We start from the raw sequence: 23,299 nt of genomic DNA on the forward strand, positions 1-23,299 counted from the left end.
GATGCGAGGACGCATCCGCGTGTTTGCGTGGACGCAAACACCGTCCCGAGACGGTGTTTAGCTGTCGTGCCAATCAAAAAAGCCAGGGCCCGCGCGTTCCAGCAAGGTCTGGGCCAAGGCTTGGCCAAGGCTGACCCCGTCTGAGATGGGGCCACGCACCTCGTCGGTGTGCGACACCGATCCGTCCGGCCGCAGCACTTCGCCCCGCAGGTGCAATGTGTCGCCGTGCAATTCTGCGAGCCCGGCAATCGGGGTTTCACAGGACCCGTCGAGCGCCGCAAGAAAGGCGCGTTCTGCGGCCAATCGCTGACCGGTTTCGGTGTTGTGAATCGCCGCAAGCATGTCCTTGGCCCTGTCGTCATCCGCTCGGCGTTCGATACCGATGGCCCCTTGCGCGATAGCGGGCAGCATGTCGGTTGTCTCGATCGGGGTTTTTGGCACGTCGTCCATCTTCAGGCGGTTGAGACCTGCCATCGCCAGAAAGGTGCAGGACGCCACTCCTTCGTCGAGCTTCTTCAGCCGTGTCTGCAGGTTTCCGCGAAACTCTACCACGTTCAGATCGGGACGGCGGTTCATCAGTTGTGCGCGGCGGCGCAGCGAAGACGTGCCGACGATGGCGCCCTCGGGCAGGTCGGCGATGCGGGTCTGGTTTGGCGAAACAAACGCATCCCGCACGTCTTCGCGGGGCAGGTAGGTGTCGAGCAGCAACCCGTCCGGCTGGACCACGGGCATGTCCTTCATCGAGTGCACGGCAATGTCGATGCGGCCATCGATCATCGCCTCTTCGATTTCCTTGGTGAAAAGCCCCTTGTTCCCGATTTCCTTCAGCGGGCGGTCGGCATCAATCAGGGCGCGGTTGTCGCCGGTCGTTTTGATCGGGACGATGTTAAACGCCTCAAAAGGCAAGTTAAATGCCGCCGCAAGGCGCGCGCGCGTTTCATAGGCCTGGGCCAGAGCCAAAGGCGATCCACGGGTGCCGATGTTCAGCGGTTGGTCGGGGGAGGGCAGGTTTATCGTCATAAAACGATCTTTAGATGTGTAAACTTGTCCTGACAACCATGCTTATCTTGACATATCGTTTCCAAGGGGTGATCCGAGGTGGACGAAGACAAGGAATGATCATGGCCGAGACGAAAACCATCCTGCGCGCGCTTGCAGGAGAGACCCTCCCGACACCTCCGATCTGGATGATGCGTCAGGCCGGGCGATACCTTCCCGAATACCGCGCCACGCGGGCACAGGCGGGGGATTTCCTGTCGCTGTGTTACAATTCTGAGCTGGCTGCCGAAGTGACATTGCAGCCGATCCGTCGCTACGGATTTGATGCGGCGATCCTGTTTGCCGATATTTTGCTGCTGCCGCAGGCGCTGGGCGCGGATCTGTGGTTTGTCACCGGCGAAGGCCCGCGTCTGTCGACGATCACGACCCAGGCAGAGTTCGACAAGCTGGGATCGGGCGAAATGATCCACGACACGCTGAACCCGATTTACGAGACCGTGCGTATCCTGCGCCGCGAATTGCCGGAAGAGACGACCTTGATCGGCTTTGCCGGGGCGCCGTGGACCGTGGCGACCTACATGATCGCCGGGCGCGGCACACCGGATCAGGGGCCCGCGCACGCGCTCAAAGAAGAAAACCGTGCCTTGTTCGAGGCGATTCTTGAGCGGCTGACCGAAAGCACCATTGACTACCTGTCCAAGCAGATCGAGGCGGGTGCGGAAGTCGTGAAAATTTTCGACAGCTGGGCTGGGTCGCTCAAGGGCGAGGATTTCCAGCGCTATGCGCTTTACCCGGCCAAGGTGATCACCGAGGAAATCAAGAAACGCCATCCCGGCATCCCGGTCATCGCGTTCCCGCGTCAGGCGGGGGACAATTACATCGGCTTCCACGCCGCAACCGGTGCGGATTGTGTGGCGGTTGATGACAGCGTCAGCCCGGACTGGGTGGCCGAGCATGTGCAGCCGGGCGGCTGTGTGCAGGGCAATCTGGCGTCCAAGCATATGGTGACCGGGGGCCAGGCACTTGTCGATGAAACCCGCGCTGTTGTTGCGGCGCTCAAGAACGGGCCGCACATCTTTAACCTTGGGCACGGCATCACACCGGATGCGGATCCCGAAAACGTGCAGTTGATGATCGACACTGTCCGCAACGGCTAAGACCCGTGCGGCCTGTGATCAGCGTTTGTTGGACAGGTAGCGTTTGCCGGGGTTGGGTTTGTTTTTCTGCCGTTCGCGCAGGAACACGAACAAACCCGCCCCGAGGATCATCGCACAGCCGGTCCAGACCGCCGGGGTTGGCCATTCGGCAAAGACCAGCCATCCCCAGAAGATCGCCAGCGGCAGGCCGATGTATTCGAACGGTGCAACCGTTGCGGACGGGGCCATCTTGTACGCGGCGTTGATGCAATAGGCGGTGACGCCATTGGCGATCCCCATGATCCCCAGCACGGTCCAGTCTTCCGGGTCCGGCCAGACCCAGGCGCGCAGCAGGAAATGCAGGCTGGGGGTGTCGGCCCCCGGATCGTACTGGCCTTGCCCGGCCAGAATGAAGAACAGGGCCGAGACCCCCAGAAATGTCGCCTGGTTGTAGATGGTCATCGCGGCGGCGGAACTGGTGACCCCCAAGGCGCGGGTCATGACCACCATGGAGGCATAGAGCGCGGCTGCGGTCATCGGCAGGATGAACAGCCATCCAATGCCGTTTCCATCGCTGTTCCACGGCTCTTGCATGACCGCGACCCCCAGAAATCCGGCCACGATGGCCCCGATCCGCAGCGGGCCGACCTTTTCCCCCAGAAACACCACCGACAGGAGGGTGATGAAAAGCGGAGCCACGAAGAACAGCGCCGTGGTCACGCCCAAGGGCAAAACGGCCAGCGAGGCAAAGAACGTCATGTTTGCCCCGACCAGCATCAGGCCGCGCGTCAGGTGCATCCACGGTCTGTTGGTCTTGAGCAGCCGCGCGCCCCCTTCGATTTGCAGGATCACGATGGACAACACCAGTGCAATGCTGGTGCGGGTGAACACCAGTTGATGCAGCGGATAGTTGTCCGACAGCGACTTGATCAGAAGATCGTTCACCGAAATGGCGAAAATGCCGATGCAAATCAGGGCGATGCCCAGCCCGGCGCGGTTTTCTCGAAGTGTGGTCATGCTGACTGGCTATACCTCTTTGCGCGACACGTCAGTGCGGAAAACGACATGCACAGCGGGGCGTGCAGCGCTGCACAGCAATGGGCGTTGCAAATGGGTCGTTACGGCGTAGGTTGGCGGACCTTGCAGTGGAGTGGCCTGTTATGCCTGTCATGGTTCAGATCGAGAATGTCACCAAAACCTACGGGGATGGGTTTCAGGCCCTGAAAGGCGCATCCCTCGACATCCATGAAGGCGAAATCCTTGCGCTTCTCGGGCCGAATGGCGCGGGCAAGACCACGCTGATTTCGACGATCTGTGGGATTACGCAAGCCAGTTCCGGGCAGATCCGCGTCGGTGGGTATGACGTTGTGACCGAGTATCGCAAGACGCGGTCGCTGATCGGGTTGGTGCCGCAGGAGATCAATCTAGAACCGTTCGAGCGGGTGTTGAACACGGTGAAGTTTTCCCGTGGCTTGTTCGGCAAACCGCGCAATGACGCGTTGCTGGAGCAGGTGTTGCGGCAATTGTCGCTTTGGGACAAGCGCAACAGCCGCATCATGGAATTGTCCGGCGGCATGAAACGCCGGGTGCTGATTGCCAAGGCGCTGGCGCATGAACCGCGCGTTCTGTTTCTGGACGAACCCAGCGCGGGTGTGGATGTCGAATTGCGCCGTGACATGTGGGATATCGTGGCCGGGCTGAAACAGGCCGGTGTGACGATCATCCTGACCACCCATTACATCGAGGAAGCCGAGGCGATTGCCGACCGCGTCGGCGTGATCAACAAGGGCGAAATCCTGTTGGTCGAGGAAAAAGCGGCGCTGATGACCCGGCTTGGCCAAAAGGAGTTGCGGATTGAGCTGCAAACACCGGTTGAGGCTCTCCCTGCCGCATTGGCGGGACGGGGATTGGCGCTGGAACAGGGGGGGCGCGTGCTGGTCTATACCTATGATATCAAGCAAGAGCGCACCGGCATTGCGACCCTGATCCGCGACGTGACCGATGCGGGGCTGGTGCTGCGCGATCTGCAGACCAAGCAGAATTCGCTGGAAGACATTTTTGTCGGTCTGGTCACCGAGCAGGAGGACGCGGCATGAACTGGCAAGCTGTCCGGTCAATCTACGTGTTCGAGATGGCGCGTTTTTTCCGCACGTTGCTTCAGAGCTTCGTGTCGCCGGTGATTTCCACATCGCTCTATTTTGTCGTGTTCGGCGCGGCGATTGGCAGCCGGATCAACGAGGTCGAGGGTGTGTCGTATGGCGCGTTCATCGTGCCGGGGTTGATCATGTTGTCGGTGATGACACAGGCCATTTCGAACGCGTCGTTCGGCATCTACTTCCCCAAGTTTATCGGCACGATCTACGAATTGCTGTCCGCCCCGGTCAACTTTCTGGAAATCGTTCTGGGCTATGTCGGGGCTGCGGCGACCAAGGCGTTTTTCATTGGGATCGTGATCCTTGGCACCTCGGCGCTGTTTGTGGACGTCTCCATCCAGCATCCGTTGGCGATGCTGGCGTTTCTGGTGCTGACCTGCCTCAGCTTTGCGCTTTTCGGGTTTATCATCGGCATCTGGGCGGGGAATTTTGAACAGCTTCAGCTGATCCCGCTGCTGATCGTGACGCCTTTGGTCTTTCTTGGCGGATCGTTCTATTCGATCTCGATGTTGCCGCCGGTCTGGCAGACGATCTCGTTCTTCAATCCGGTGGTGTATCTGGTGTCCGGGTTCCGCTGGTCGTTTTTCGGGTTGGCCGATGTGCCGATTGGATTGTCGCTGCTGGCGATCACCGGGTTCACGGCGATCTGCCTCGGGATCATCTGGTGGATTTTCAAAACCGGATGGCGCATCCGGACCTGAGGGGATCTGGTGCTGCGCCATTTTTTCGATCACCCGCAATGGGCGTCGCCGTCTAAAACGCGACCAGTGCGGCACCAGTGATGACCAGCGCTCCGCCGAACAACTCTCGGGAGGTGAGCGGTTCGCCGACAAGAAAAGTTGCCGCGAGGACCAGCAGCGTTTCTGTGGCGATGATGGCGATATAGGCCATTCCCAAATCAATCTGGCGCAGCAGCAACACTTCTGCCGTTACCACTGCAATCAAGACGACGCAGATTGCGCAGATGACAACAAGCGTGACCTTGTCCGAGGCAAGCTTCATCAAAAGCGTTGCCACCGCATAGCCGATACCTGCAGTCAACGCCAAAGCCGTCTTGCTGGCGACAAGATCAAGAGCAATCATTTTCACACCAAAGAATTCTAAATATCCTTAACGATACCATCTTTTTGGTGATCAGCGACATTTGTTGCTGTGAAGAAAGCGTGAGATATTTGGCCTAAACGCTCGGCCTCAACCGTGATCGGCTGTGCAAGGGTCACACTGCGGCAGGTTCGCCGCGTCCGCCCATCGCCATGTCCATGCTCATGCCGCCAATCCACATGGAGAAGAGCGCGAGCCACGCGGTCCCTGCAAAGATCGACCCGCCGGTGACGCCCGCGCCGATGGCGCAGCCACCGGCCAGCATGCCGCCAAACCCCATCAAAGCCGCTCCGATCATCGCGTTGCGCATGGGGGTGGGGCCTTCGAACCCCTGGAATTTCAATTCGCCCGCAACGAACGCGGCGAGGAACGACCCGACCACCACCCCCGGCACGAGGCCGATGTCGAACTCAAGGATCGATGAGCGGTCGAGGAAGAACATCAAGGTGTTGGCCGACGGCCCGGTGAACGTAGCGCTTTCGATCTGAACCGGATCAAAGGCCACCTGGCTGAGCGCGTAGGTCAACGCCCATCCCAGCGCGACGGCAAATCCGACACCCGAGGCAAAGACCAGCCGGGAAAACCCGATCTGGTTGCGGCGCGACAGTTCAAGCGCCAGAAGCGCCGTGGCCAGGCCAAAGACAAGGCCGGTCCCATCCGGCAGATGCAGCGTTGTGAGCAGGTCCATGTTGCGCCCGCCCTCGGTGATCCAAAGTGCGGCAATCCGGTCGCGGATGGGGGCCAGCCAGCCGGTCAGCGTCATCTGTGCGACAACGGCAAAGATCAGGCCGGACACCACCGACCGCAGGTTTCCGGTGGCGGCCAGCACCAGAAGGCGCCCGGAACATCCACGCGCCAGCACCATGCCCGCGCCAAACATCAGGCCGCCGATGACCGCGCCAGACCAGCTTCCGGGGACGGCCATCATCCGGGCATCGGTGGTGTCGATCAAACCCAGCAGTTGCGCACCCTGCACCCAGACCACCGCGGTGGAGAAGGTCAGCAGCCAGACCGCGACCTTGTCCTTCATGTGACCGCGGGCGAATTCAACTGTCGCCGCGCGCAGGCAAAACCGCGACCGTTGTGCCGCGATGCCGAAGACCACGCCGGTCAGAAGTCCGAATAATGCGGCGGTCGGGGCCTCTCCGATGCGGTCCACAAGGGCAACCAGGTCCATGATCATGATCCTTTCGAACGGCGCGGTGGCCGGAACTGGAGGTCAAATGCGCCAGATTGAATATGTGCGCCTTGATTTAAATCAGGTGCGCCGGGCCGGAGGCGGGAAACCGGGCATCTGCGGATTTCCGAACGCTCTGTGTGCTGAAGGTGAGGGGGATGCCTCTCGCCAATTCGTTTCCAGAGGCGTAAGGACATCATATGCGCGACATTGTTCCTCTTGAAAGCGCCCGGCACTTGCCGATCTGGCAAAGACCCGTGACGCTGCTGTTCCTGATGGCGATTGCCATGCCGCTGTCCTTTGCGACGTGGTCGGCGCTGTTGAACAATTTCGTCATCGAAGTTGCGCAATTTGACGGGTCCGACATCGGCTGGCTGCACACGGTCCGCGAAATCCCCGGTTTTCTGGCCATCGGGGTGATCTTTGTGATCATGTTCATCCGCGAACAGACGCTGGCGATGATTTCGCTGACAATGCTGGGAATCGCGACCGCGATCACGGCCTATTTCCCGACGATGGGGGGATTGCTGTTCGTGACGCTGATCAGTTCGATTGGCTTTCACTATTACGAGACGGTCAACCAGTCCCTGCAGCTGCAGTGGCTGCCCAAGGACCGCGCGCCACAGGTGTTGGGTCTGCTGGTCTCTGCGGCCTCAGCGGCGACGCTGATCGCCTACGGGGTGATCGTGGTCACTTGGCGCGCCTTTGATCTGAGCTACAATTTTGTCTTCATCGTCTCGGGGGCGCTGACGCTGATCATCGTGATCTATTGCGTGATCGCCATGCCGCAGTTTGAATCGCCCAATCCACAGACCAAGAAGTTCATCCTGCGTCGCCGCTACTGGCTGTATTACGCGCTGCAATTCATGTCCGGCGCGCGGCGTCAAATTTTCGTGGTGTTTGCCGCCTTCATGATGGTCGAGCGGTTCGGGCTTGATGTGGACGAGGTCACCAAGCTGATGCTGATCACGCTCGTTGCCAACATGGTGCTGGCCCCGTTTCTGGGCAGGTTCGTGCACCGCTACGGCGAACGCAATGCGATGGTGATCGAATATGTGGGCCTGTTGATCGTGTTTGTCGCCTATGGCGGGATTTACTGGTTCGGCTGGGGCGTGATGCTGGCGGCAGGGCTGTATGTTGCCAACAACATCTTCTATGCGCTGGCGCTGGCGCTGAAGACCTATTTCCAGAAGATCGCCGATCCGGGTGATATTGCCCCTACGGCGGCGGTGGCCTTTACCATCAATCACATCGCAGCGGTGTTCCTGCCTGCGGGGCTGGGCTATCTGTGGCTGGTTTCGCCCGCCGTGGTGTTTGGCCTTGCGGCGGGTATGGCGGCGGTGTCGCTATTGCTTGCGCTGCTGATCCCGCGCCACCCCGAGCCGGGCAACGAAACCGTCTTTTCGCGGTTCGTGCCCGCACCGGCGGAATAGGGTCTAGCGACACACCGGAGATACGTTGAACGAGATGATCTGGCCTTTGAGGATTTCGAAGGCAACTGTCGAGCTGCACTCGTTCGCGGTCGTGGCCACGCCCTGCAACTCTGTAACGCCGCCACCGGTCGACACGCTGCTGAATGACACATCCGTATAAGTATCGTCGCCTGCAAAGGCGTCAGTGAGCTGCGGAATGGTGAACTGTTTCTGAAGCTCGGGATGCAAGAGCGCATGTGCGGCTGCGTGATCGCCCGTGCCGTTCAGCAGCACAAACTGCTTGGCAATATCGCGCGATCCTGACGTAAAAAACATAAGCGCGGCATAAACGAGGCCGGCAATGACCAAGATACCCAGCAGGATTTTCAAAAACTTCTTCATAGATGCATCCTTAAAATGAAGGAAAAATAGCAAATGTGCGTTGATGCGTCTACGCGCGGTTAATTGCGTGTTTGTCGCTGGTCAGGGTCGGAAAAGGTCTGTAACCGCGTCTTTGTTGAATTTGGAGGGCACGCAATGCCGACATGGACCGCCTTTACCACTCTTTCCCCCAAGGACTCTGCCGAAGCGCTTGGCGACGCGTTAGAGATGCTGGACCCCGCGCCCTATGGCGTTGGCGTGTTCGAGATCGAAGACGGGTCCGGGCTTTGGGAAGTGGGCGGCTATTTCATGGAGGCCCCGGACGACGTGGGGCTGGCGCTGCTGTCGGCGGCGCATGGGGCCAAGTCCTTTGTTGTGTCGGAACTGCCGGACACCGATTGGGTCGCCAAGGTGCGGCGCGAACTGGTGCCTGTGCGGGCGGGGCGGTTTTACGTCTATGGCAGCCATGATGCAGACACGATCCCGGACGGGGTCGAGCCGCTTTTAATCGAAGCCGCGATGGCCTTTGGGACCGGGCATCACGGCACCACGCAGGGCTGCCTGCGGGCGCTGGACCGTCTGATCGAGGCGGGGATTGTCTGTCACAACGTGGCCGATATCGGATGCGGCACCGCCGTTCTGGCGATGGCGGCGGCGCGGACCTGGCCGGAAACCGTGTTGGCCAGCGACATGGATCAGATTGCGGTGGATGTGGCCGAGGCAAATGTGGCGGCAAATGGGCTGACCGGGCGGGTCAACTGCCTGGAGGCGATGGGGTTTGGCGCGGAGGCGTTACATGATTCTGCCCCATTTGATCTGGTCTTCGCAAATATCCTCAAACAGCCCCTGATCGACCTTGCGCCAGATATGAAAGGGCATATCGCGCCGGAGGGCTTTGTCATCTTGTCGGGCATTTTAAACGAACAGGCCGACGAGGTGGTCGCGGTTTATGCACAAAACGGCATCAATCTTTGGCATAGGGAAGAGATTGGTGAATGGACGACGCTCACGCTGAGGGCCGACGCCACAGTATCGCCATAATTGCGCGGAAATTCGGGTTTTCGCCGTATTTGCAGCAAATTTGCCCTGTTTGCCCCATTCCTGCCACATTTTTCCCCTACCACTGTCACATCCGGTGGGGGCCGGAATTGAAGGCTGCTGAAAATGAGTGACAAGCAGGAAATGTTTGACGAACGGTACCGCAAGGTTTTGAAGCGTCACCGTCAATTGTCCCGCGGATACGTAACGCGTCTTGGAAACAACGGCGTTATCGCCCATCACCCGATTGGCCAGTTTCGCAATGCGATCTCGCTAAAGGCACTGTTGTTGCCATTCGGGATTTTGTTTTTCCTCAAGGCCTGCATCATCACCGTTCTGGGTGAAGAGGCCTATGCCACGCAGGTGACCCTGCTGAATGGCGGTGGGCTGACCGAACAGATTGGTGCGTTCTTTATGCAGATGGATCCGATTTCGTGGACGATTGCCCAGTTGCTGGGCTTTGTGATCGGCTGATCTCTCCGTCAGGTCGCTCACGCATGAAAAAAGCCGTGTCAGTCGTCACTGACACGGCTTTTTCCGTTTAAAGGATCGTTTGATCAGAGCGAATTGATATCGCCGCGGACAAGACCGATGTCTGCCAGTTCGTGATCGCTGAGACGGTTCAGCGCGTTACGGGTGCGGCGTGTGTCGTTCCACGTTGCGAACGCGGCAATCAACGAAGCGAAATATGCGCCGAAGCCTTTGGAGCCGGCGACGTAGGTGGGGCGGGATGTGTCAAAAGCGGCCATTGCCTTGTTCCTTGTGTTCGTGTGTCTGTTTGATCGTCTGAGCGGCATTTAGGAGCCGGCTGCCCATGCCACAACGATCCTTTTTGCATAGGCTATATGCGCTTTTTGCATGGCTCGTGATCCCGCCCAAACCGATGTTTTCACGTGTAAAATTGCGACATCGAAAGCGTCGTTTTTGACCTCTTTGGATCGAAGGCGACATGCCCGTGGTCCGTTTTCGACCATTTGGTAAAATTGTCTTATCTTGATTGATGTCTTGGCGTTTGTTCGCGCTTCGTGCTACCCGTGTTGAAAAAGCAACAGGGGCATGAGCAGCATGCGTGTATTGGGGATCGATCCGGGTCTGCGCTTTCTTGGATGGGGCGTGATCGAGGCCGAGGGGAGCCGGTTGCGGCATGTCGCCAATGGCGTGTGCCTGTCGGGGACCGGCGAATTGGCGACGCGGCTGTTGGCGTTGCATCGCGGTTTGACCGAGATTTTCGAATGCTTTGAGCCGGATACCGTCGCAATCGAAAAGACGTTTGTGAATAAGGATGCGGTTGGCACGTTGAAACTGGGTCAGGCCCGCGGTGTCGCGCTTTTGGTGCCGGCGCAGTTCGGGCTGGAGATCGGGGAATATTCCCCCAACTCGGTCAAGAAGACGGTTGTGGGCGTGGGGCATGCCGACAAGAAACAGGTCGAGCACATGGTCAAGATGCAATTGCCGGGCGCGCAGGTGAACGGCGCGGACGCGGCGGATGCGCTGGCCATCGCGATCTGTCATGCGCATCATATGACCGGGCCGGGGATGAGGATGCGCGCATGATTGGCCGGATTGCAGGGCGGGTTGAATACAAAGGCGACGATCACGTTCTGATCGACGTGCGCGGCGTGGGCTATGTGGTCTATTGCTCTGACCGGGTGCTGGCGTCGGTGCCGGGGCCGGGAGAGGCGGTGGCCTTGTTTACGGACCTGCTGGTGCGCGAGGATCTTTTGCAGTTGTTCGGGTTTCCGACGCTGGTGGAAAAGGAATGGCACCGCTTGCTGATGTCGGTGCAGGGCGTCGGGGCAAAGGCATCCTTGGCGATCCTTGGCACGCTTGGCCCGGACGGCGTCAGCCGCGCGATTGCGCTGGGCGACTGGAATTCGGTGAAGGCGGCCAAGGGGATCGGCCCAAAGACGGCACAGCGCGTTGTGAATGAACTCAAGGACAAGGCCCCGACCGTCATGGCCATGGGGGGTGCCGCTTCGGTGGCCGCCGCACCGTCTGACGACGATGCGGTCATCGAACCTGTTGCAGCGGCCCCGGTTAAGGCCGCGCCCGTGCCCTCTGCGTCAGCACAGGCTGAAGCCCTGTCGGCGCTGGGCAACCTCGGCTATGCGCCCGGCGAAGCGGCGGGGGCCGTGGCACAGGCGGCCGGGGATGCGCCCGAGGCGGGCACGTCTGATCTGATCCGGGCGGCGCTGAAACTGCTGGCACCGAAGGGATGAGCGGGACATGATCGAGCCTGATCCGAACCTGCGCCCCGACCCGCTGCCCGAGGACCGCGACCGTGCGTTGCGGCCGCAGATGCTGGACGATTTCATCGGCCAGGCCGAGGCGCGGGCCAATCTGCGGGTGTTTATCCAGTCTGCGCGGCAACGGGGCGAGTCGATGGATCACACGCTGTTCCACGGGCCGCCGGGATTGGGCAAGACGACCCTCGCGCAGATCATGGCGCGGGAGCTTGGCGTCGGGTTTCGCATGACCTCGGGTCCGGTGCTGGCCAAGGCCGGGGACCTGGCGGCGATCCTGACCAATCTGGAAGCGCGCGACGTGTTGTTCATCGACGAAATCCACCGTCTCAATCCGGCGGTGGAAGAGGTGCTCTATCCTGCGATGGAGGATTACGAGCTGGATCTTGTGATCGGCGAAGGCCCTGCCGCGCGCACGGTCCGGATCGAGTTGCAGCCCTTCACGCTGGTCGGGGCGACGACGCGGCTTGGCCTGTTGACGACGCCGCTGCGGGACCGGTTCGGCATTCCGACGCGGCTCAATTTTTACTCTGAAGACGAGTTGAACACGATTGTGTCGCGCAATGCGGTCAAGCTGGGTGTGTCCACCGCACCCGAAGGCGCGCGCGAGATCGCGCGGCGGTCGCGCGGGACACCCCGGATTGCCGGGCGGCTTTTGCGCCGGGTGGTGGATTTCGCCGTTGTCGAAGGCGACGGGGTTGTCACCAAGGAACTGGCGGACGGGGCGCTGACCCGGCTGGGCGTGGATGGTCTGGGTCTGGATGGCGCGGACCGGCGCTACCTGCGCCTGATTGCCGAGAATTACGCCGGTGGGCCGGTGGGAATCGAGACGCTCTCGGCGGCGCTGTCGGAAAGCCGCGATGCGTTGGAAGAGGTGATCGAGCCCTACCTGTTGCAGCAGGGGTTGATCCAGCGCACGCCGCGCGGGCGGATGCTGGCGCAGAAGGGGTGGACCCATCTGGGGCTGGCGGCCCCCAGACCCCAGGGACAATCGGATTTGTTCGGGTGAATTTGAGGGGCGCTGCCCCTCGGCCTTGCGGCCTCACCCCGAGGTATTTTTGAAACAGAGAAGAACGGACGATGATCGAAGCTTCAGCAATTGAGCGGTATTTCACCCGGTCGGATGGCAGCTACCTGTTTGCGCGCTGGGGGCGACCGATCGCGCCGATTGTGTTCGGGGTGGAAGACGCCACGCTCTCGGTGGTCAAAGGCGCGTTTGAGGCGGTGTGCCAGATGGCCGGGCACCATATGGCGGAAACCGACCCGGAGCTGGGCTCCAATGTTATGGTGTTCTTCTTTCGGGAGTGGGACGAATTGCTGGCAGTCCCCGATCTCGACCGGCTGATTGACGGGCTGGCCCCGATGGTGGCCAAACTGGCCGAGGCGGAGGCCAACCAGTACCGGGTGTTCCGCTTTGACGAGACCGGCGCGATCAAGGCGTGCTTTATCTTTCTGCGCATGGACGCGGTGTTGTCGGCGCTTCCGGCAGAGACGATTGCGTTAAGCCAGGTGGTGCAATCGATGGTGCTGTGGTCTGATCTGGCCTTCACCGACCAGTCGCCCTTGGGACAGCTGGAGGATGGGCGCGTCGTTCTGCGGCCTGATCTGGGCGCGCTGATCCGCGCAGCCTACGATCCGGTGATGCCCGCGATGTCCGAGGATGCAAGCCATGCGTTGCGCCTTGCGGCGCGGATGCAGGTGGCGCAGGGGAATTGAGCATGGTCCATGAGTTTGCCGTTCGGGTTTATTACGAAGACACCGATATGGGCGGGATCGTCTATTACGCCAATTACCTGCGGTTTATCGAACGGGCCCGGTCCGATTGGGTGCGGTCGCTGGGCATTGACCAGAATGCCATGCGCGAGGACGAGGGCGTGGTGTTTGTCGTGCGGCGGGTGGAGGCGGATTACCTGCTTCCGGCCAAGTTTGACGACGAATTGCGGGTCAGAACGACGGTCAAGGCGGTCACCGGTGTGCGTTTGATCATGTCGCAGGACGTGATGCGCGGGGATGCGCTGTTGTTTCAGGCCGAGGTGACGGTGGTTTGCATCGGGGAGGGCGGCGCACCGGCGCGGCTTCCGGCGAATATCCGCCGTCAGATCCACTAGAGCACCCCGTCAGCGCCGTTCTGACGCCAATGTGTTGGCGTTTCCCCTGAAATTAGGCTAGGAAGCGTGGTAATCAGAGCCCAATCAATGGGGCCAACCGGCTAAAGAGCAGGCAGATGGAAGCAGAGACACTCGCGCTGGCGCAAGAGATTGATTTCTCTATGTGGGGCTTGTTTGCGCGCGCCACGATGACCGTAAAGATTGTGATGGTGATGTTGCTGATCGCCTCTTTCTGGGCATGGGCGATTATCATCGAAAAGGTGCTTTCGTATCGCAAAGCGCGGTCTGAAGCGGCGGAATTTGATCGGGCGTTCTGGTCCGGGGAGCCGTTGGACGAGTTGTTTGACCAGATCGGCCCGGACCCTGACGGGCGCGCAAAGAAGGTGTTTGCCGCAGGCATGACCGAATGGCGCAGGTCGCATCGTGAAGATGGCGGGCTAATCGCCGGGGCGCATGCGCGGATTGACCGGTCCATGGACGTGGCGATCCAGAAGGAAGCGGACGACCTGCAAAAGAACCTCGGCGTGCTGGCGACCGTGGGATCGGTTGCGCCGTTTGTCGGGCTGTTCGGCACGGTCTGGGGCATCATGCATGCGTTCATCGAGATCGCGCAGCAGGGCAACACGTCGCTGGTGGTGGTTGCGCCGGGTATTGCCGAGGCGCTTCTGGCCACCGGTCTGGGCCTCTTGGCGGCAATCCCGGCGGTTGTGGCGTTCAACAAGCTGCAGGCCGACAGCGACCGGATCGTGGCGGGCTACGAATCCTTCGCCGACGAGTTTTCCACCATCCTCAGCCGTCAGTTGGACAGCTGAGCCATGGGGGCCGGGGTCACACAATCCAACGGAAGTGGCGGCGGCGGGCGTCGGCGGCGCAAGCGGCGCACCCAGCCGATGTCCGAGATCAACGTCACGCCCTTTGTGGACGTGATGATGGTGCTTTTGATCATCTTCATGGTGGCGGCCCCCTTGCTGACCGTGGGTGTTCCCGTGGAACTGCCCAAAACCGCGGCGTCGGCGCTGCCGTCGGAAACCGAAGAGCCGTTGACCGTCACGATTGGCGCGGATGGCGGAATTTCGATCCAGAATACGGAAATCAGCCGCGACGAGCTTGTCCCGCGACTGCGCGCCATTGCGGCGGAACGGGCGGATGACCGGGTGTTCCTGCGTGCCGATGGGGCGGTGACCTACGATATCGTGGCGCAGGTCATGGGGGCGCTCAATGCGGGCGGGTTCAGTTCCATTGGTCTGGTGACGGATGTGGGTGGTCCGGCGCTTGACGGGTCGGATGGCTGAGGGCGGCTGTGCATACGGGCCATTATATCTCGGGTGGCGCACATGGATTCCTGATCCTCTGGGCGCTGTTCGGCGGCATGTTCCGCGGCGATCCACCGGAGGTCGAAGTGGCTGAGGTGTCGGTGATCTCCGAGGCGCAGTTTGCCGCAATGATGCAACCACAACAGGCACCGCCCGCGGTTGAGACACCCGCTGCCTTGCCGCAGCCCGAGGTGGACACCACCGCGCCGGAGCCGCCGGAGCAAGAGACCGCACCTGCCGTGCAGCCGGACCCGGTTGAGCCGGAACCGTCGACCCCGGATCCCGTGCCGCAACCTGTCCTCCCGACGCCAGAGCCCGAGGTGGCCGAAGACCTGCCGCAACCGCCGGCGCCGGAGCCCGTGCCGGATGTCGAGGCCCCCGAGGTGGCCCTGCGCCCCGTGCCGCGCCCTGCGCCGCGCGTGGCCCCCGAAGCGGTGCCCGCGCCGGAGCCCGAGGCCGAGCTGGCACCGGAAGTGCAGGACACGGTGCAGCAGTCTGAGACCGCGCCACCGTCAGAGGCGGAAGAACAGCAGGCCACGGCGCCCGAGGCGGCGGCGACCGAGATCGTCACCGAAGCCGAAGAGCCGGCGCGTGCGCCGACAGCGTCCGTGCGGCCCCAGGTGCGCCCGAATAGGCCCGCCCCGGCCGTGGCGGCGGCGACGCCTGACGCGGATGCGCCGTCAACAGAAGATACGGCGGCCGCAGATGCAACCGCGTCTGCGATCGCGGGCGCGTTGGAGGAGGCCCTGTCCGGGGCGGCCTCGGGCACAGCAGACGGGCCACCGCTGACACAGGGTGAAACCGATGGGTTCCGGATCGCGGTGCAGGAATGCTGGGTGGTCGATGTCGGATCGCAGGCCTCGAACGTGACCGTTACGGTTGGCTTTGACATGGATCGGTCCGGTCGTGTGGTCACGTCAAGCCTGCGCATGCTGGCAGCGGAAGGCGGCAGCGGGTCGGCGGCGGAGACCGCGTTCCAGGCTGCACGCCGCGCTATTCTGAGATGCCAGGGGGATGGTTACAGCCTTCCCGTGGAGAAGTTTGATCAATGGAAAAGCGTTGAAATGACGTTTAACCCGGAGAGTATGAGGATCCGATGAAACAGTTTGTGGCATCGCTTTTGAGTGTCTGTGTTCTGGCGTTCTGCGTCCCTGTTCTGGCGCTGGCCCAAAGCGGGCCGTTGCGGATCGAAATCACCGAAGGGGTGGTTGAGCCATTGCCCTATGCGGTGCCGGATTTCGTGGCCGAAAGCGCCAGCGCCCAGCAATTGGCGCAGCAGATCGCGCGGGTTGTGGCCGATGACCTGACCGGGACGGGCCTGTTCCGCGAAGTCCCGCGCGAGGCGCATATCAGCCAGATCACCAGTTTCGGCAGCCCTGTGCAGTTTGCCGACTGGAAGGCCATCAACGCGCAGGCGCTTGTCACCGGCGCGGTCAGCGAACAGGGCGGGCGCGTGGTTGTGAAATTCCGCGTCTGGGATGTGTTTGCCGGGGCCGAACTGGGCCAGGGGATGCAGTTTGCCGGGACACCGGATGGCTGGCGGCGCATGGCGCATAAAGTGGCCGACCAAGTGTATTCGCGGATCACCGGCGAAAGCGGGTATTTCGACAGCCGGGTGGTGTTCGTGTCGGAAAGCGGACCGAAGGACCAGCGCGCCAAGCGGTTGGCGGTGATGGATTACGACGGGGCCAACGTGCAGTACCTCACCGGCAGCAGCGCGCTTGTGCTGGCACCGCGTTTTTCCGAGGACGGACAGCGGGTGCTGTATACCAGTTATGAGACCGGCATGCCGCGTGTGCATGTGCTTGAGGTCGGGACGGTGCAAAGCCGTATCCTGCAGGGGCAGGACGGCGTGATGAGTTTTGCGCCGCGATTTGCGCCAGATGGGCGGACGGTGGTGTATTCGCTGACGCAGGGGTCCAACACGGATATTTGGGCGATGGACATTGCCAGCGGAGGCACGCGCCAGTTGACCAGCGCACCGTCGATCGAAACTGCGCCAAGCTATTCGCCCGATGGCAGCCAGATCGTGTTCGAAAGCGACCGCTCGGGGACGCAGCAGTTGTACGTGATGTCGGCCGGGGGCGGGGAGGCCAAGCGGATCAGCTTTGGACAGGGGCGGTATTCGACGCCGGTCTGGTCACCGCGGGGCGATATGATTGCGTTTACCAAGCAGAATGCGGGGCGGTTTCATATCGGTGTGATGCGCACGGACGGGTCGGAAGAGCGTTTGTTGACCGCGTCCTTCCTCGATGAAGGCCCGACCTGGGCACCAAATGGGCGGGTGATCATGTTTGCGCGCGAAACCCAGGGCGCGCAGGGATCGTCCTCGCTCTATACCGTGGACATCTCCGGGCGGAATCTGAAACGGGTGCGGACGCCCGAAGGTGCGTCTGACCCAAGCTGGGGGCCACTGCAGTGACCCCCGCGTCTTCACCAGAATTTAATTTTGAGCGCCCAGAATTTTCGTACGAAAATTCTGGCACCGCCGCGGCAACTTTGCGTGGCACCCCGGCTGTGATAGGCTTTCCCCAATCAAAAAAAGAGCAGGACATCTCATGCGACTGACCGCGAAACTCACTCTGCTGATGGCCGTTCTGGCCGTCTCGGCATGCACCAACGCAAATCGCTTCGACAATGACGCTGTCGATCTGAACGCGGCCACGGGATCGGCCGGTGGCATCGTGCCGGGCAGCGCGAGCGATCCAAGCTCGCCGGCCTATTTCCAGCAAACCGTCGGGGACCGGGTGTTGTTCGCTGTCGATCAATCGACGCTGAACCCGCAGGCCCGCGCGACGCTGGACGGTCAGGTGCAATGGCTGATGACCAACGCCGATTACACAGCCGTGATCGAAGGTCACGCCGACGAACAGGGCACACGCGCCTATAACCTTGCGCTGGGCGCGCGGCGGGCGAACGCGGTGATGGAATACCTTGTGGCCCAGGGCGTGCCGTCCAACCGGTTGCGTTTTGTGAGCTACGGCAAGGAACGCCCGATTGAAATCTGTTCGGAAGAAGCGTGTTATGCCAAGAACCGGCGGGCGGTGACCATCATTTCCGCCGGGTTGACGAGTTAACGGAGATCCGAATGCGCCTGGGGGCAATCTTAGTAAGCAGCGTGTTGTTCTGTGCGCCATTGGCGGTGCAGGCGTCCGAAACATTGGCGGACATCCGGCAGGATATGTCGGTCTTGTTCGTCGAGATCCAAAAGCTCAAGCGAGAGCTGAGCACCACCGGTGCCAGCTCTGTTGCGCTGCCTGCCGGGGCGTTGGACCGTATCAATGCCATCGAATCCGAATTGCAGCGTCTGACGGCGAAAACCGAAGAGCTGGAATTCCGTGTGGGCCGCGTGGCCGAGGATGGCGCGCGGCGTCTGGGGGATCTCGAATTCCGGTTGTGCGAGCTGGAGGACGGTTGTGACATCGGCGCGTTGGGGCGGTCACCGACACTGGGGGGCGAAGGGGCCCCGGCGACACCCGCGCCGCAACCTGCACCGCAGACGTCAGGCACGGAATTGGCGGTGGGCGAAGAAACGGACTTTCGGCGAGCTGGGGAGGCGCTCGCCCAGGGTGACTTTCAATCCGCCGCAGACCAGTTTGCGGCCTTTCGCCAGACCTATCCGGGCGGACCGTTAGAAGCGCAGGCGCTTGTGTTTGAAGGTCAGGCCCTCGCTGGGCTTGGCAACCTGCGCGATGCCGCGCGGCGCTATCTGGATGCCTATGCCGGCTATCCCGACGATACAGCCGGACCCGAAGCCTTGTGGCGGCTGGGCGCGGCCCTGGGCGATCTGGGGAACATTCCCGAGGCGTGCGTGACCCTGTCCGAAGTGGCCGGGCGTTATCCCGGCAGTGCGGCGATCGCAGAGGCTGAGGCCGCCAAAGCCCGCTTTAACTGCCCGTGACGAACACGCCGCTGCAACAGCGGTTCGCTGAGGAGATGGGGCGACTGCTGGGGCCGGAGTTTCCGTCGGATCTTGGTCTGGCGGTGTCCGGGGGCGGCGACAGCATGGCGATGCTATACCTCGCGCATAACTGGACGCATCATTTCGGGGTCCGCTTGTGGGTTGCCACGGTGGACCACGGGCTTCGCGCCGAAAGCGCGTCCGAGGCCCGCCTTGTTGCAGAGGAATGTGCGGTCTTGGGCTGGCCGCATGCCACGTTGCGGTGGCACTGGGATCGTCACGGCAATGTTCAGGATGCCGCTCGCCGCGCGCGCGGGGGGCTGCTTGACCAGTGGCGGGGTCATGTCAAACACATCCTTTTTGCGCATAGTCAGGATGATCAGGCCGAAACGGTCTTGATGCGTCTGGCACGCGGATCGGGGGTTGATGGCCTGGCCGGTATGCGGGCGGCGCGTACCGTGGCCCCACACCCGGTCGCGCCTGGACCGCTTGCCGCCACGGATATCGAGGGCGATCTGCCGGACGGCCCGTGGGCACCGGGTTTTCAGATCCTGCGCCCCTGTCTTGGCATGACCCGCGACGAACTGCGCCACTTTGCCCGGGTGCTCAAGGGACGGTGGGTCGACGACCCGAGCAATGATGACCCGACCTATCAGCGGGTGCGTGTTCGTAAACTGCTTGCGCTTCTGCGCGATGAGGGCGTCACCGCGTCGCATCTGGCAGAAACCGCGCACCGCATGGCCCGCGCGCGTGACGGGCTGACCAGCCATCTGGTGTCGGCCATTGACGCGCTATGCGATGATCCCTTTCCGGGGCAGGTGCGGATCGACCGGGATGGGTTTGCACGGCTCGACGAGGAAACGCAGTTGCGCATGCTGACATCGGCGCTGTGTTATGCATCCGCGTCGGAATACCGTCCACGGGCGCGGTCCAGCGAAGCTTTGCTGAGCCAGGTGCTGTCCGGCAGGGGCGGCACCTTGCACGGGGCGGAGGTGTCGGTTGGCAAAACGCAGCTTTGGATCACGCGGGAATGGGCGGCAGTACAGGATGTGACCGCCGGGCTGGATGCGCTTTGGGATGGCCAATGGCGGGTTCAATCGCAAAGGCCCGATCCATCAACAGAACTGACCGTTCGGGCCCTTGGTGAAGACGGATGGTGCCAGATTGCCGACCACAGCAACATAGGCCTGCCGCACCGCGCCGCGCTGGCGCTGCCCTCTGTCTGGTCAGAGACGGGGCTGATCTGGTGTCCGGTGCTGGAAAACGACACTGCGTTTTGCGCGGCGCGCTATGTGAAGGGGCGGCCCGACGCCGGTTTCAAGGCTTTTTGCCTTTCGCATTGAACCCTGCCTCTGCATCTCTATGTTATAGAGCAAGAGACAGACGCCCTTCCCGCGTCCGTCGTTTTCAGGAGAATCTGCCTTGGGCAACGCACGAAATATCGCCTTTTGGGTCGTTCTGTTCCTGCTGATCCTTGCACTTTTCAACATCTTTTCGGGTGGCGGTAACACGCTTCAGAGCCGGGAAATCAGTTATTCTGATTTTGTCTCGGCGGTTGAGAATGACACGGTCAGTTCGGTGACATTGGACGGCGAACAAGTCCGCTTCCGCAGCACCGATGGTCAGGATTACGTGGCCATCAAGCCAGAGGACGCCACGGTCACCGACCTGCTGATCGCAAACGAGGTGCCGATCCGCGCCGAACAACAACAGCAATCCGGCTTCCAGTCCTTCCTGCTGAGCCTGCTGCCCTTCCTGCTGCTGATCGGCGTGTGGATCTATTTCATGAACCGCATGCAGGGTGGCGGTCGCGGTGGAGCGATGGGGTTTGGCAAGTCCAAGGCGAAGCTGCTGACCGAAAAACACGGGCGTGTGACGTTTGACGACGTGGCCGGGATCGACGAAGCCAAGGAAGAACTGGAAGAGATCGTCGAATTCCTGCGCAACCCGCAGCGATTCTCGCGGCTTGGTGGTAAAATCCCCAAAGGCGCGCTTCTGGTGGGTCCTCCGGGCACCGGTAAAACGCTTTTGGCCCGCGCGATCGCGGGGGAAGCGGGTGTGCCGTTCTTCACCATCTCGGGGTCCGACTTTGTTGAAATGTTCGTCGGCGTGGGTGCATCCCGTGTGCGCGACATGTTCGAACAGGCCAAGAAGAATGCACCCTGTATCGTGTTTATCGACGAGATTGACGCTGTGGGCCGGGCCCGTGGGGCCGGTTATGGCGGCGGCAATGACGAGCGTGAACAGACGCTCAACCAGCTGCTGGTCGAAATGGACGGGTTTGAAGCCAATGAAGGTGTGATCATTGTTGCGGCCACCAACCGTCGTGACGTGCTTGACCCTGCGCTTTTGCGCCCCGGTCGTTTCGACCGTCAGGTCACCGTGCCGAACCCCGACATCAAGGGCCGCGAGAAAATTTTGGGCGTGCATGCGCGCAAGACACCGCTTGGGCCGGATGTGGACCTGCGCATCATCGCGCGCGGGACGCCGGGCTTTTCCGGCGCCGATCTGGCGAACCTTGTGAACGAAGCTGCCTTGATGGCGGCCCGTGTTGGACGTCGGTTTGTCACGATGGAAGATTTCGAGAACGCCAAGGACAAGGTCATGATGGGCGCGGAACGCCGCTCCATGGTGCTGACGCCCGAACAGAAGGAAAAGACCGCCTATCACGAAGCCGGGCACGCTGTTGTCGGCCTGTCGCTGCCGCAATGCGACCCGGTTTACAAAGCCACGATCATCCCGCGTGGCGGCGCGTTGGGGATGGTGGTGTCCTTGCCCGAGATTGACCGTCTGAACTGGCACAAGTCGGAATGTGAGGAAAAGCTTGCCATGACCATGGCGGGCAAAGCAGCCGAGATCATCAAATATGGTCCCGAGAACGTGTCGAACGGCCCAGCCGGAGACATCCAGCAAGCGTCGGCTTTGGCAAGGGCGATGGTGCTGCAATGGGGCATGTCCGACCGGGTTGGCAATATCGACTACCGCGAAGCGGCCGAGGGCTATAGCGGCAACACGGCCGGGTTCTCGGTGTCGGCCAACACCAAGGAAATGATCGAGGAAGAGGTCAAGCGGTTCATTCAGGACGCGTATGACCGCGCCTTCGAAATCCTCACCGACAAGAAAGAGGAATGGGAACGCCTGGCCCAGGGTCTTCTGGAATACGAGACGTTGACCGGGGACGAGATCAAACGCGTGATGAATGGCGAACCGCCCGAGGCGGGGGACAACGACGCATCCGGTGATGCGCCGGAGAAACCCAGCATCACGGCGATCCCGAAAACCAAGCCCAAATCCAAACCACGCAGCGATGACGGTGGGTTGGAACCTGAACCAACCGCGTGACCCACGCATGGCAACACTTGCAAAGCCCCGGTGCCCTGATGGTGCCGGGGCTTTTCTTTTGTGGTCTTGTCTGATGCCCGCAGAACGGGGTGTAAATCTTAAGGGTTGTGTTTTGGGCTGATATGCAACCTAAATACGAGTGACCGGAGGAGATGCCCATGCCTGCCCTGAAGCCAACCGAGTACGTTGCCACCGTGCGCTGGGTGGGGTGTGTCCCGACAGATCCCGTTGGCATTGCGTCTGAAAAATCAGCCGTCCTTGATCTGGATTTCGCCGGCGCCAAGGGCGATGTCCACGCAGGCCGGACACGGCCCTCCTGCGTGCGCGTCACCTCCCAGCACCCGAAGGGCACCGAGATTGCCAATGTGCGTCAACTGTCCGTTGTCTCGGTCGAGGAGTTGCAGGCGATTGCCGCCGAGATGGGTCTGGACGCGATTGATCCGGTCTGGCTTGGGGCCACGCTCGTGATCGAAGGGATCCCCGATTTCACCCATGTGCCGCCATCGTCGCGGCTGCAGGGGCCGGACGGGGGGACGCTGATCGTGGACATGGAGAATCGACCCTGCCAATTGCCTGCGCGCGAAATCGCGGCGGTGCATCCCGAACAGAGCAAGGCGTTCAAGGCGGCGGCAAAACACCGTCGTGGGGTCACGGCCTGGGTGGAACGGCCCGGTCGTTTGACCGTCGGTGACACGCTGCGGCTGCATATTCCCGACCAACCAGTCTGGGCGTTTCTGGATCAGGCCCGCGCCTGACCAAACGCCCCGCAGGTTTCCGATCGGCGACATTTGCGCCGGATCTGGCCGCATTCACAAACGGAAATGTCGGATTCACAGTGCTACCGCGCTTGTGTGCGACGGTATGCGTTGGCCCATGTCGCAACGGCAAGGGGGAGCAAAGCCATGTCATACAAGTCAGATATTGAAATAGCGCGTGAGGCGTCGAAGCGTCCGATTCAGGAGATTGGCGAGAAGATCGGGATCGGGACGGATGAT

Annotated in this window: 26 protein-coding genes; 20 read left to right on the plus strand and 6 right to left on the minus strand. The window is 61.4% G+C overall.

Features of this window, described 5'->3' with window-relative positions; all coding sequences use genetic code 11:
- Window positions 1-57 precede the first annotated feature (57 nt).
- Complete coding sequence (gene hemC, locus MWU54_RS17755; RefSeq protein WP_247086426.1) at window positions 58-1,020, minus strand: hydroxymethylbilane synthase; 963 nt, start codon at window positions 1,018-1,020, stop codon at window positions 58-60.
- Window positions 1,021-1,121: 101 nt separating this feature from the next.
- Between hemC and hemE the strand changes: the two genes are divergently transcribed.
- Window positions 1,122-2,156 (plus strand): uroporphyrinogen decarboxylase, encoded by a 1,035-nt coding sequence (gene hemE / locus MWU54_RS17760; RefSeq protein WP_247086428.1) that lies wholly within the window; start codon window positions 1,122-1,124, stop codon window positions 2,154-2,156.
- A gap of 18 nt (window positions 2,157-2,174) precedes the next feature.
- Here the strand turns inward: hemE and MWU54_RS17765 are convergent, their stop codons facing one another.
- A complete protein-coding gene (locus MWU54_RS17765) occupies window positions 2,175-3,152 on the minus strand; it encodes a DMT family transporter (RefSeq protein ID WP_247086430.1) in 978 nt (325 codons plus the stop codon).
- A 143-nt stretch (window positions 3,153-3,295) separates the two neighbouring features.
- Here MWU54_RS17765 and MWU54_RS17770 point away from each other — a divergent pair, with 143 nt between their 5' ends.
- A complete protein-coding gene (locus MWU54_RS17770) occupies window positions 3,296-4,231 on the plus strand; it encodes an ABC transporter ATP-binding protein (RefSeq protein ID WP_247086432.1) in 936 nt (311 codons plus the stop codon).
- The gene (locus tag MWU54_RS17775) at window positions 4,228-4,989 is read left to right on the plus strand and encodes an ABC transporter permease (RefSeq protein WP_247086434.1); all 762 of its coding nucleotides are present in this window, start codon (window positions 4,228-4,230) and stop codon (window positions 4,987-4,989) included. The genes MWU54_RS17770 and MWU54_RS17775 overlap by 4 nt, the downstream gene beginning before the upstream one ends.
- A 52-nt stretch (window positions 4,990-5,041) precedes the next feature.
- Here MWU54_RS17775 and MWU54_RS17780 read toward each other — a convergent pair whose 3' ends face one another.
- Window positions 5,042-5,371, minus strand: coding sequence for a 5-aminolevulinate synthase (locus tag MWU54_RS17780; protein ID WP_247086436.1), 330 nt, complete (start codon window positions 5,369-5,371; stop codon window positions 5,042-5,044).
- A 133-nt stretch (window positions 5,372-5,504) separates the two neighbouring features.
- Window positions 5,505-6,566 carry a YeeE/YedE family protein gene (locus tag MWU54_RS17785; RefSeq protein WP_247086437.1) on the minus strand — a complete coding sequence of 354 codons (1,062 nt, stop codon included), beginning with the start codon at window positions 6,564-6,566 and terminating at the stop codon, window positions 5,505-5,507.
- A 200-nt stretch (window positions 6,567-6,766) separates the two neighbouring features.
- On the opposite strand from MWU54_RS17785, the gene MWU54_RS17790 reads away from it, so the two are divergent.
- On the plus strand, window positions 6,767-7,999 hold the full coding sequence (locus MWU54_RS17790) for an MFS transporter (RefSeq protein WP_247086439.1): 1,233 nt from the start codon (window positions 6,767-6,769) through the stop codon (window positions 7,997-7,999).
- Window positions 8,000-8,002: 3 nt separating this feature from the next.
- Here the strand turns inward: MWU54_RS17790 and MWU54_RS17795 are convergent, their stop codons facing one another.
- Window positions 8,003-8,380 (minus strand): hypothetical protein, encoded by a 378-nt coding sequence (locus MWU54_RS17795; protein WP_247086441.1) that lies wholly within the window; start codon window positions 8,378-8,380, stop codon window positions 8,003-8,005.
- A 135-nt stretch (window positions 8,381-8,515) separates the two neighbouring features.
- On the opposite strand from MWU54_RS17795, the gene MWU54_RS17800 reads away from it, so the two are divergent.
- Window positions 8,516-9,400, plus strand: a complete 885-nt coding sequence (locus tag MWU54_RS17800) for a 50S ribosomal protein L11 methyltransferase (protein WP_247086443.1) — start codon at window positions 8,516-8,518, stop codon at window positions 9,398-9,400.
- Window positions 9,401-9,523: 123 nt separating this feature from the next.
- Window positions 9,524-9,871, plus strand: coding sequence for a hypothetical protein (locus MWU54_RS17805; protein WP_247086445.1), 348 nt, complete (start codon window positions 9,524-9,526; stop codon window positions 9,869-9,871).
- Window positions 9,872-9,954: 83 nt separating this feature from the next.
- Here the strand turns inward: MWU54_RS17805 and MWU54_RS17810 are convergent, their stop codons facing one another.
- Complete coding sequence (locus MWU54_RS17810; RefSeq protein WP_247086447.1) at window positions 9,955-10,146, minus strand: DUF1127 domain-containing protein; 192 nt, start codon at window positions 10,144-10,146, stop codon at window positions 9,955-9,957.
- Window positions 10,147-10,462: 316 nt separating this feature from the next.
- On the opposite strand from MWU54_RS17810, the gene ruvC reads away from it, so the two are divergent.
- From ruvC to MWU54_RS17880, 14 genes are all read left to right on the plus strand, one after another.
- Window positions 10,463-10,951: a crossover junction endodeoxyribonuclease RuvC gene (gene ruvC / locus MWU54_RS17815; protein WP_247086479.1), complete on the plus strand. Its 489-nt coding sequence runs from the start codon at window positions 10,463-10,465 to the stop codon at window positions 10,949-10,951.
- Window positions 10,948-11,616, plus strand: coding sequence for a Holliday junction branch migration protein RuvA (ruvA, locus tag MWU54_RS17820; protein ID WP_247086449.1), 669 nt, complete (start codon window positions 10,948-10,950; stop codon window positions 11,614-11,616). Before ruvC ends, ruvA begins: the two co-directional genes overlap by 4 nt.
- 7 nt (window positions 11,617-11,623) lie before the next feature.
- Entirely contained in the window at window positions 11,624-12,649 is a 1,026-nt protein-coding gene (ruvB, locus tag MWU54_RS17825) for a Holliday junction branch migration DNA helicase RuvB (RefSeq protein ID WP_247086451.1), read from the plus strand.
- Window positions 12,650-12,720: 71 nt separating this feature from the next.
- Window positions 12,721-13,356 (plus strand): hypothetical protein, encoded by a 636-nt coding sequence (locus MWU54_RS17830; protein WP_247086453.1) that lies wholly within the window; start codon window positions 12,721-12,723, stop codon window positions 13,354-13,356.
- A gap of 2 nt (window positions 13,357-13,358) precedes the next feature.
- Window positions 13,359-13,748, plus strand: a complete 390-nt coding sequence (gene ybgC / locus MWU54_RS17835) for a tol-pal system-associated acyl-CoA thioesterase (protein WP_247086455.1) — start codon at window positions 13,359-13,361, stop codon at window positions 13,746-13,748.
- Between the two features lie 116 nt (window positions 13,749-13,864).
- Window positions 13,865-14,560, plus strand: a complete 696-nt coding sequence (tolQ, locus tag MWU54_RS17840) for a protein TolQ (RefSeq protein ID WP_247086457.1) — start codon at window positions 13,865-13,867, stop codon at window positions 14,558-14,560.
- Window positions 14,561-14,563: 3 nt separating this feature from the next.
- A complete protein-coding gene (gene tolR, locus MWU54_RS17845; protein ID WP_247086459.1) occupies window positions 14,564-15,040 on the plus strand; it encodes a protein TolR in 477 nt (158 codons plus the stop codon).
- Window positions 15,041-15,048: 8 nt separating this feature from the next.
- Window positions 15,049-16,161, plus strand: coding sequence for a cell envelope biogenesis protein TolA (locus MWU54_RS17850; protein WP_247086461.1), 1,113 nt, complete (start codon window positions 15,049-15,051; stop codon window positions 16,159-16,161).
- Window positions 16,158-17,483: a Tol-Pal system beta propeller repeat protein TolB gene (gene tolB / locus MWU54_RS17855; protein WP_247086463.1), complete on the plus strand. Its 1,326-nt coding sequence runs from the start codon at window positions 16,158-16,160 to the stop codon at window positions 17,481-17,483. Before MWU54_RS17850 ends, tolB begins: the two co-directional genes overlap by 4 nt.
- 136 nt (window positions 17,484-17,619) lie before the next feature.
- Complete coding sequence (pal, locus tag MWU54_RS17860; protein ID WP_247086465.1) at window positions 17,620-18,138, plus strand: peptidoglycan-associated lipoprotein Pal; 519 nt, start codon at window positions 17,620-17,622, stop codon at window positions 18,136-18,138.
- Window positions 18,139-18,149: 11 nt separating this feature from the next.
- Window positions 18,150-18,962, plus strand: coding sequence for a tol-pal system protein YbgF (gene ybgF, locus MWU54_RS17865; protein WP_247086467.1), 813 nt, complete (start codon window positions 18,150-18,152; stop codon window positions 18,960-18,962).
- A gap of 35 nt (window positions 18,963-18,997) precedes the next feature.
- Window positions 18,998-20,305 carry a tRNA lysidine(34) synthetase TilS gene (tilS, locus tag MWU54_RS17870; RefSeq protein WP_247086469.1) on the plus strand — a complete coding sequence of 436 codons (1,308 nt, stop codon included), beginning with the start codon at window positions 18,998-19,000 and terminating at the stop codon, window positions 20,303-20,305.
- Window positions 20,306-20,384: 79 nt separating this feature from the next.
- Window positions 20,385-22,304 carry an ATP-dependent zinc metalloprotease FtsH gene (gene ftsH / locus MWU54_RS17875; RefSeq protein WP_247086471.1) on the plus strand — a complete coding sequence of 640 codons (1,920 nt, stop codon included), beginning with the start codon at window positions 20,385-20,387 and terminating at the stop codon, window positions 22,302-22,304.
- A gap of 158 nt (window positions 22,305-22,462) precedes the next feature.
- The gene (locus MWU54_RS17880) at window positions 22,463-23,059 is read left to right on the plus strand and encodes an MOSC domain-containing protein (RefSeq protein WP_247086473.1); all 597 of its coding nucleotides are present in this window, start codon (window positions 22,463-22,465) and stop codon (window positions 23,057-23,059) included.
- Window positions 23,060-23,299: the final 240 nt, after the last annotated feature.

Origin of the sequence: Marivita sp. S6314 (assembly GCF_023015985.1) — a bacterium.
In the GTDB taxonomy this organism is placed as follows: domain Bacteria; phylum Pseudomonadota; class Alphaproteobacteria; order Rhodobacterales; family Rhodobacteraceae; genus Marivita.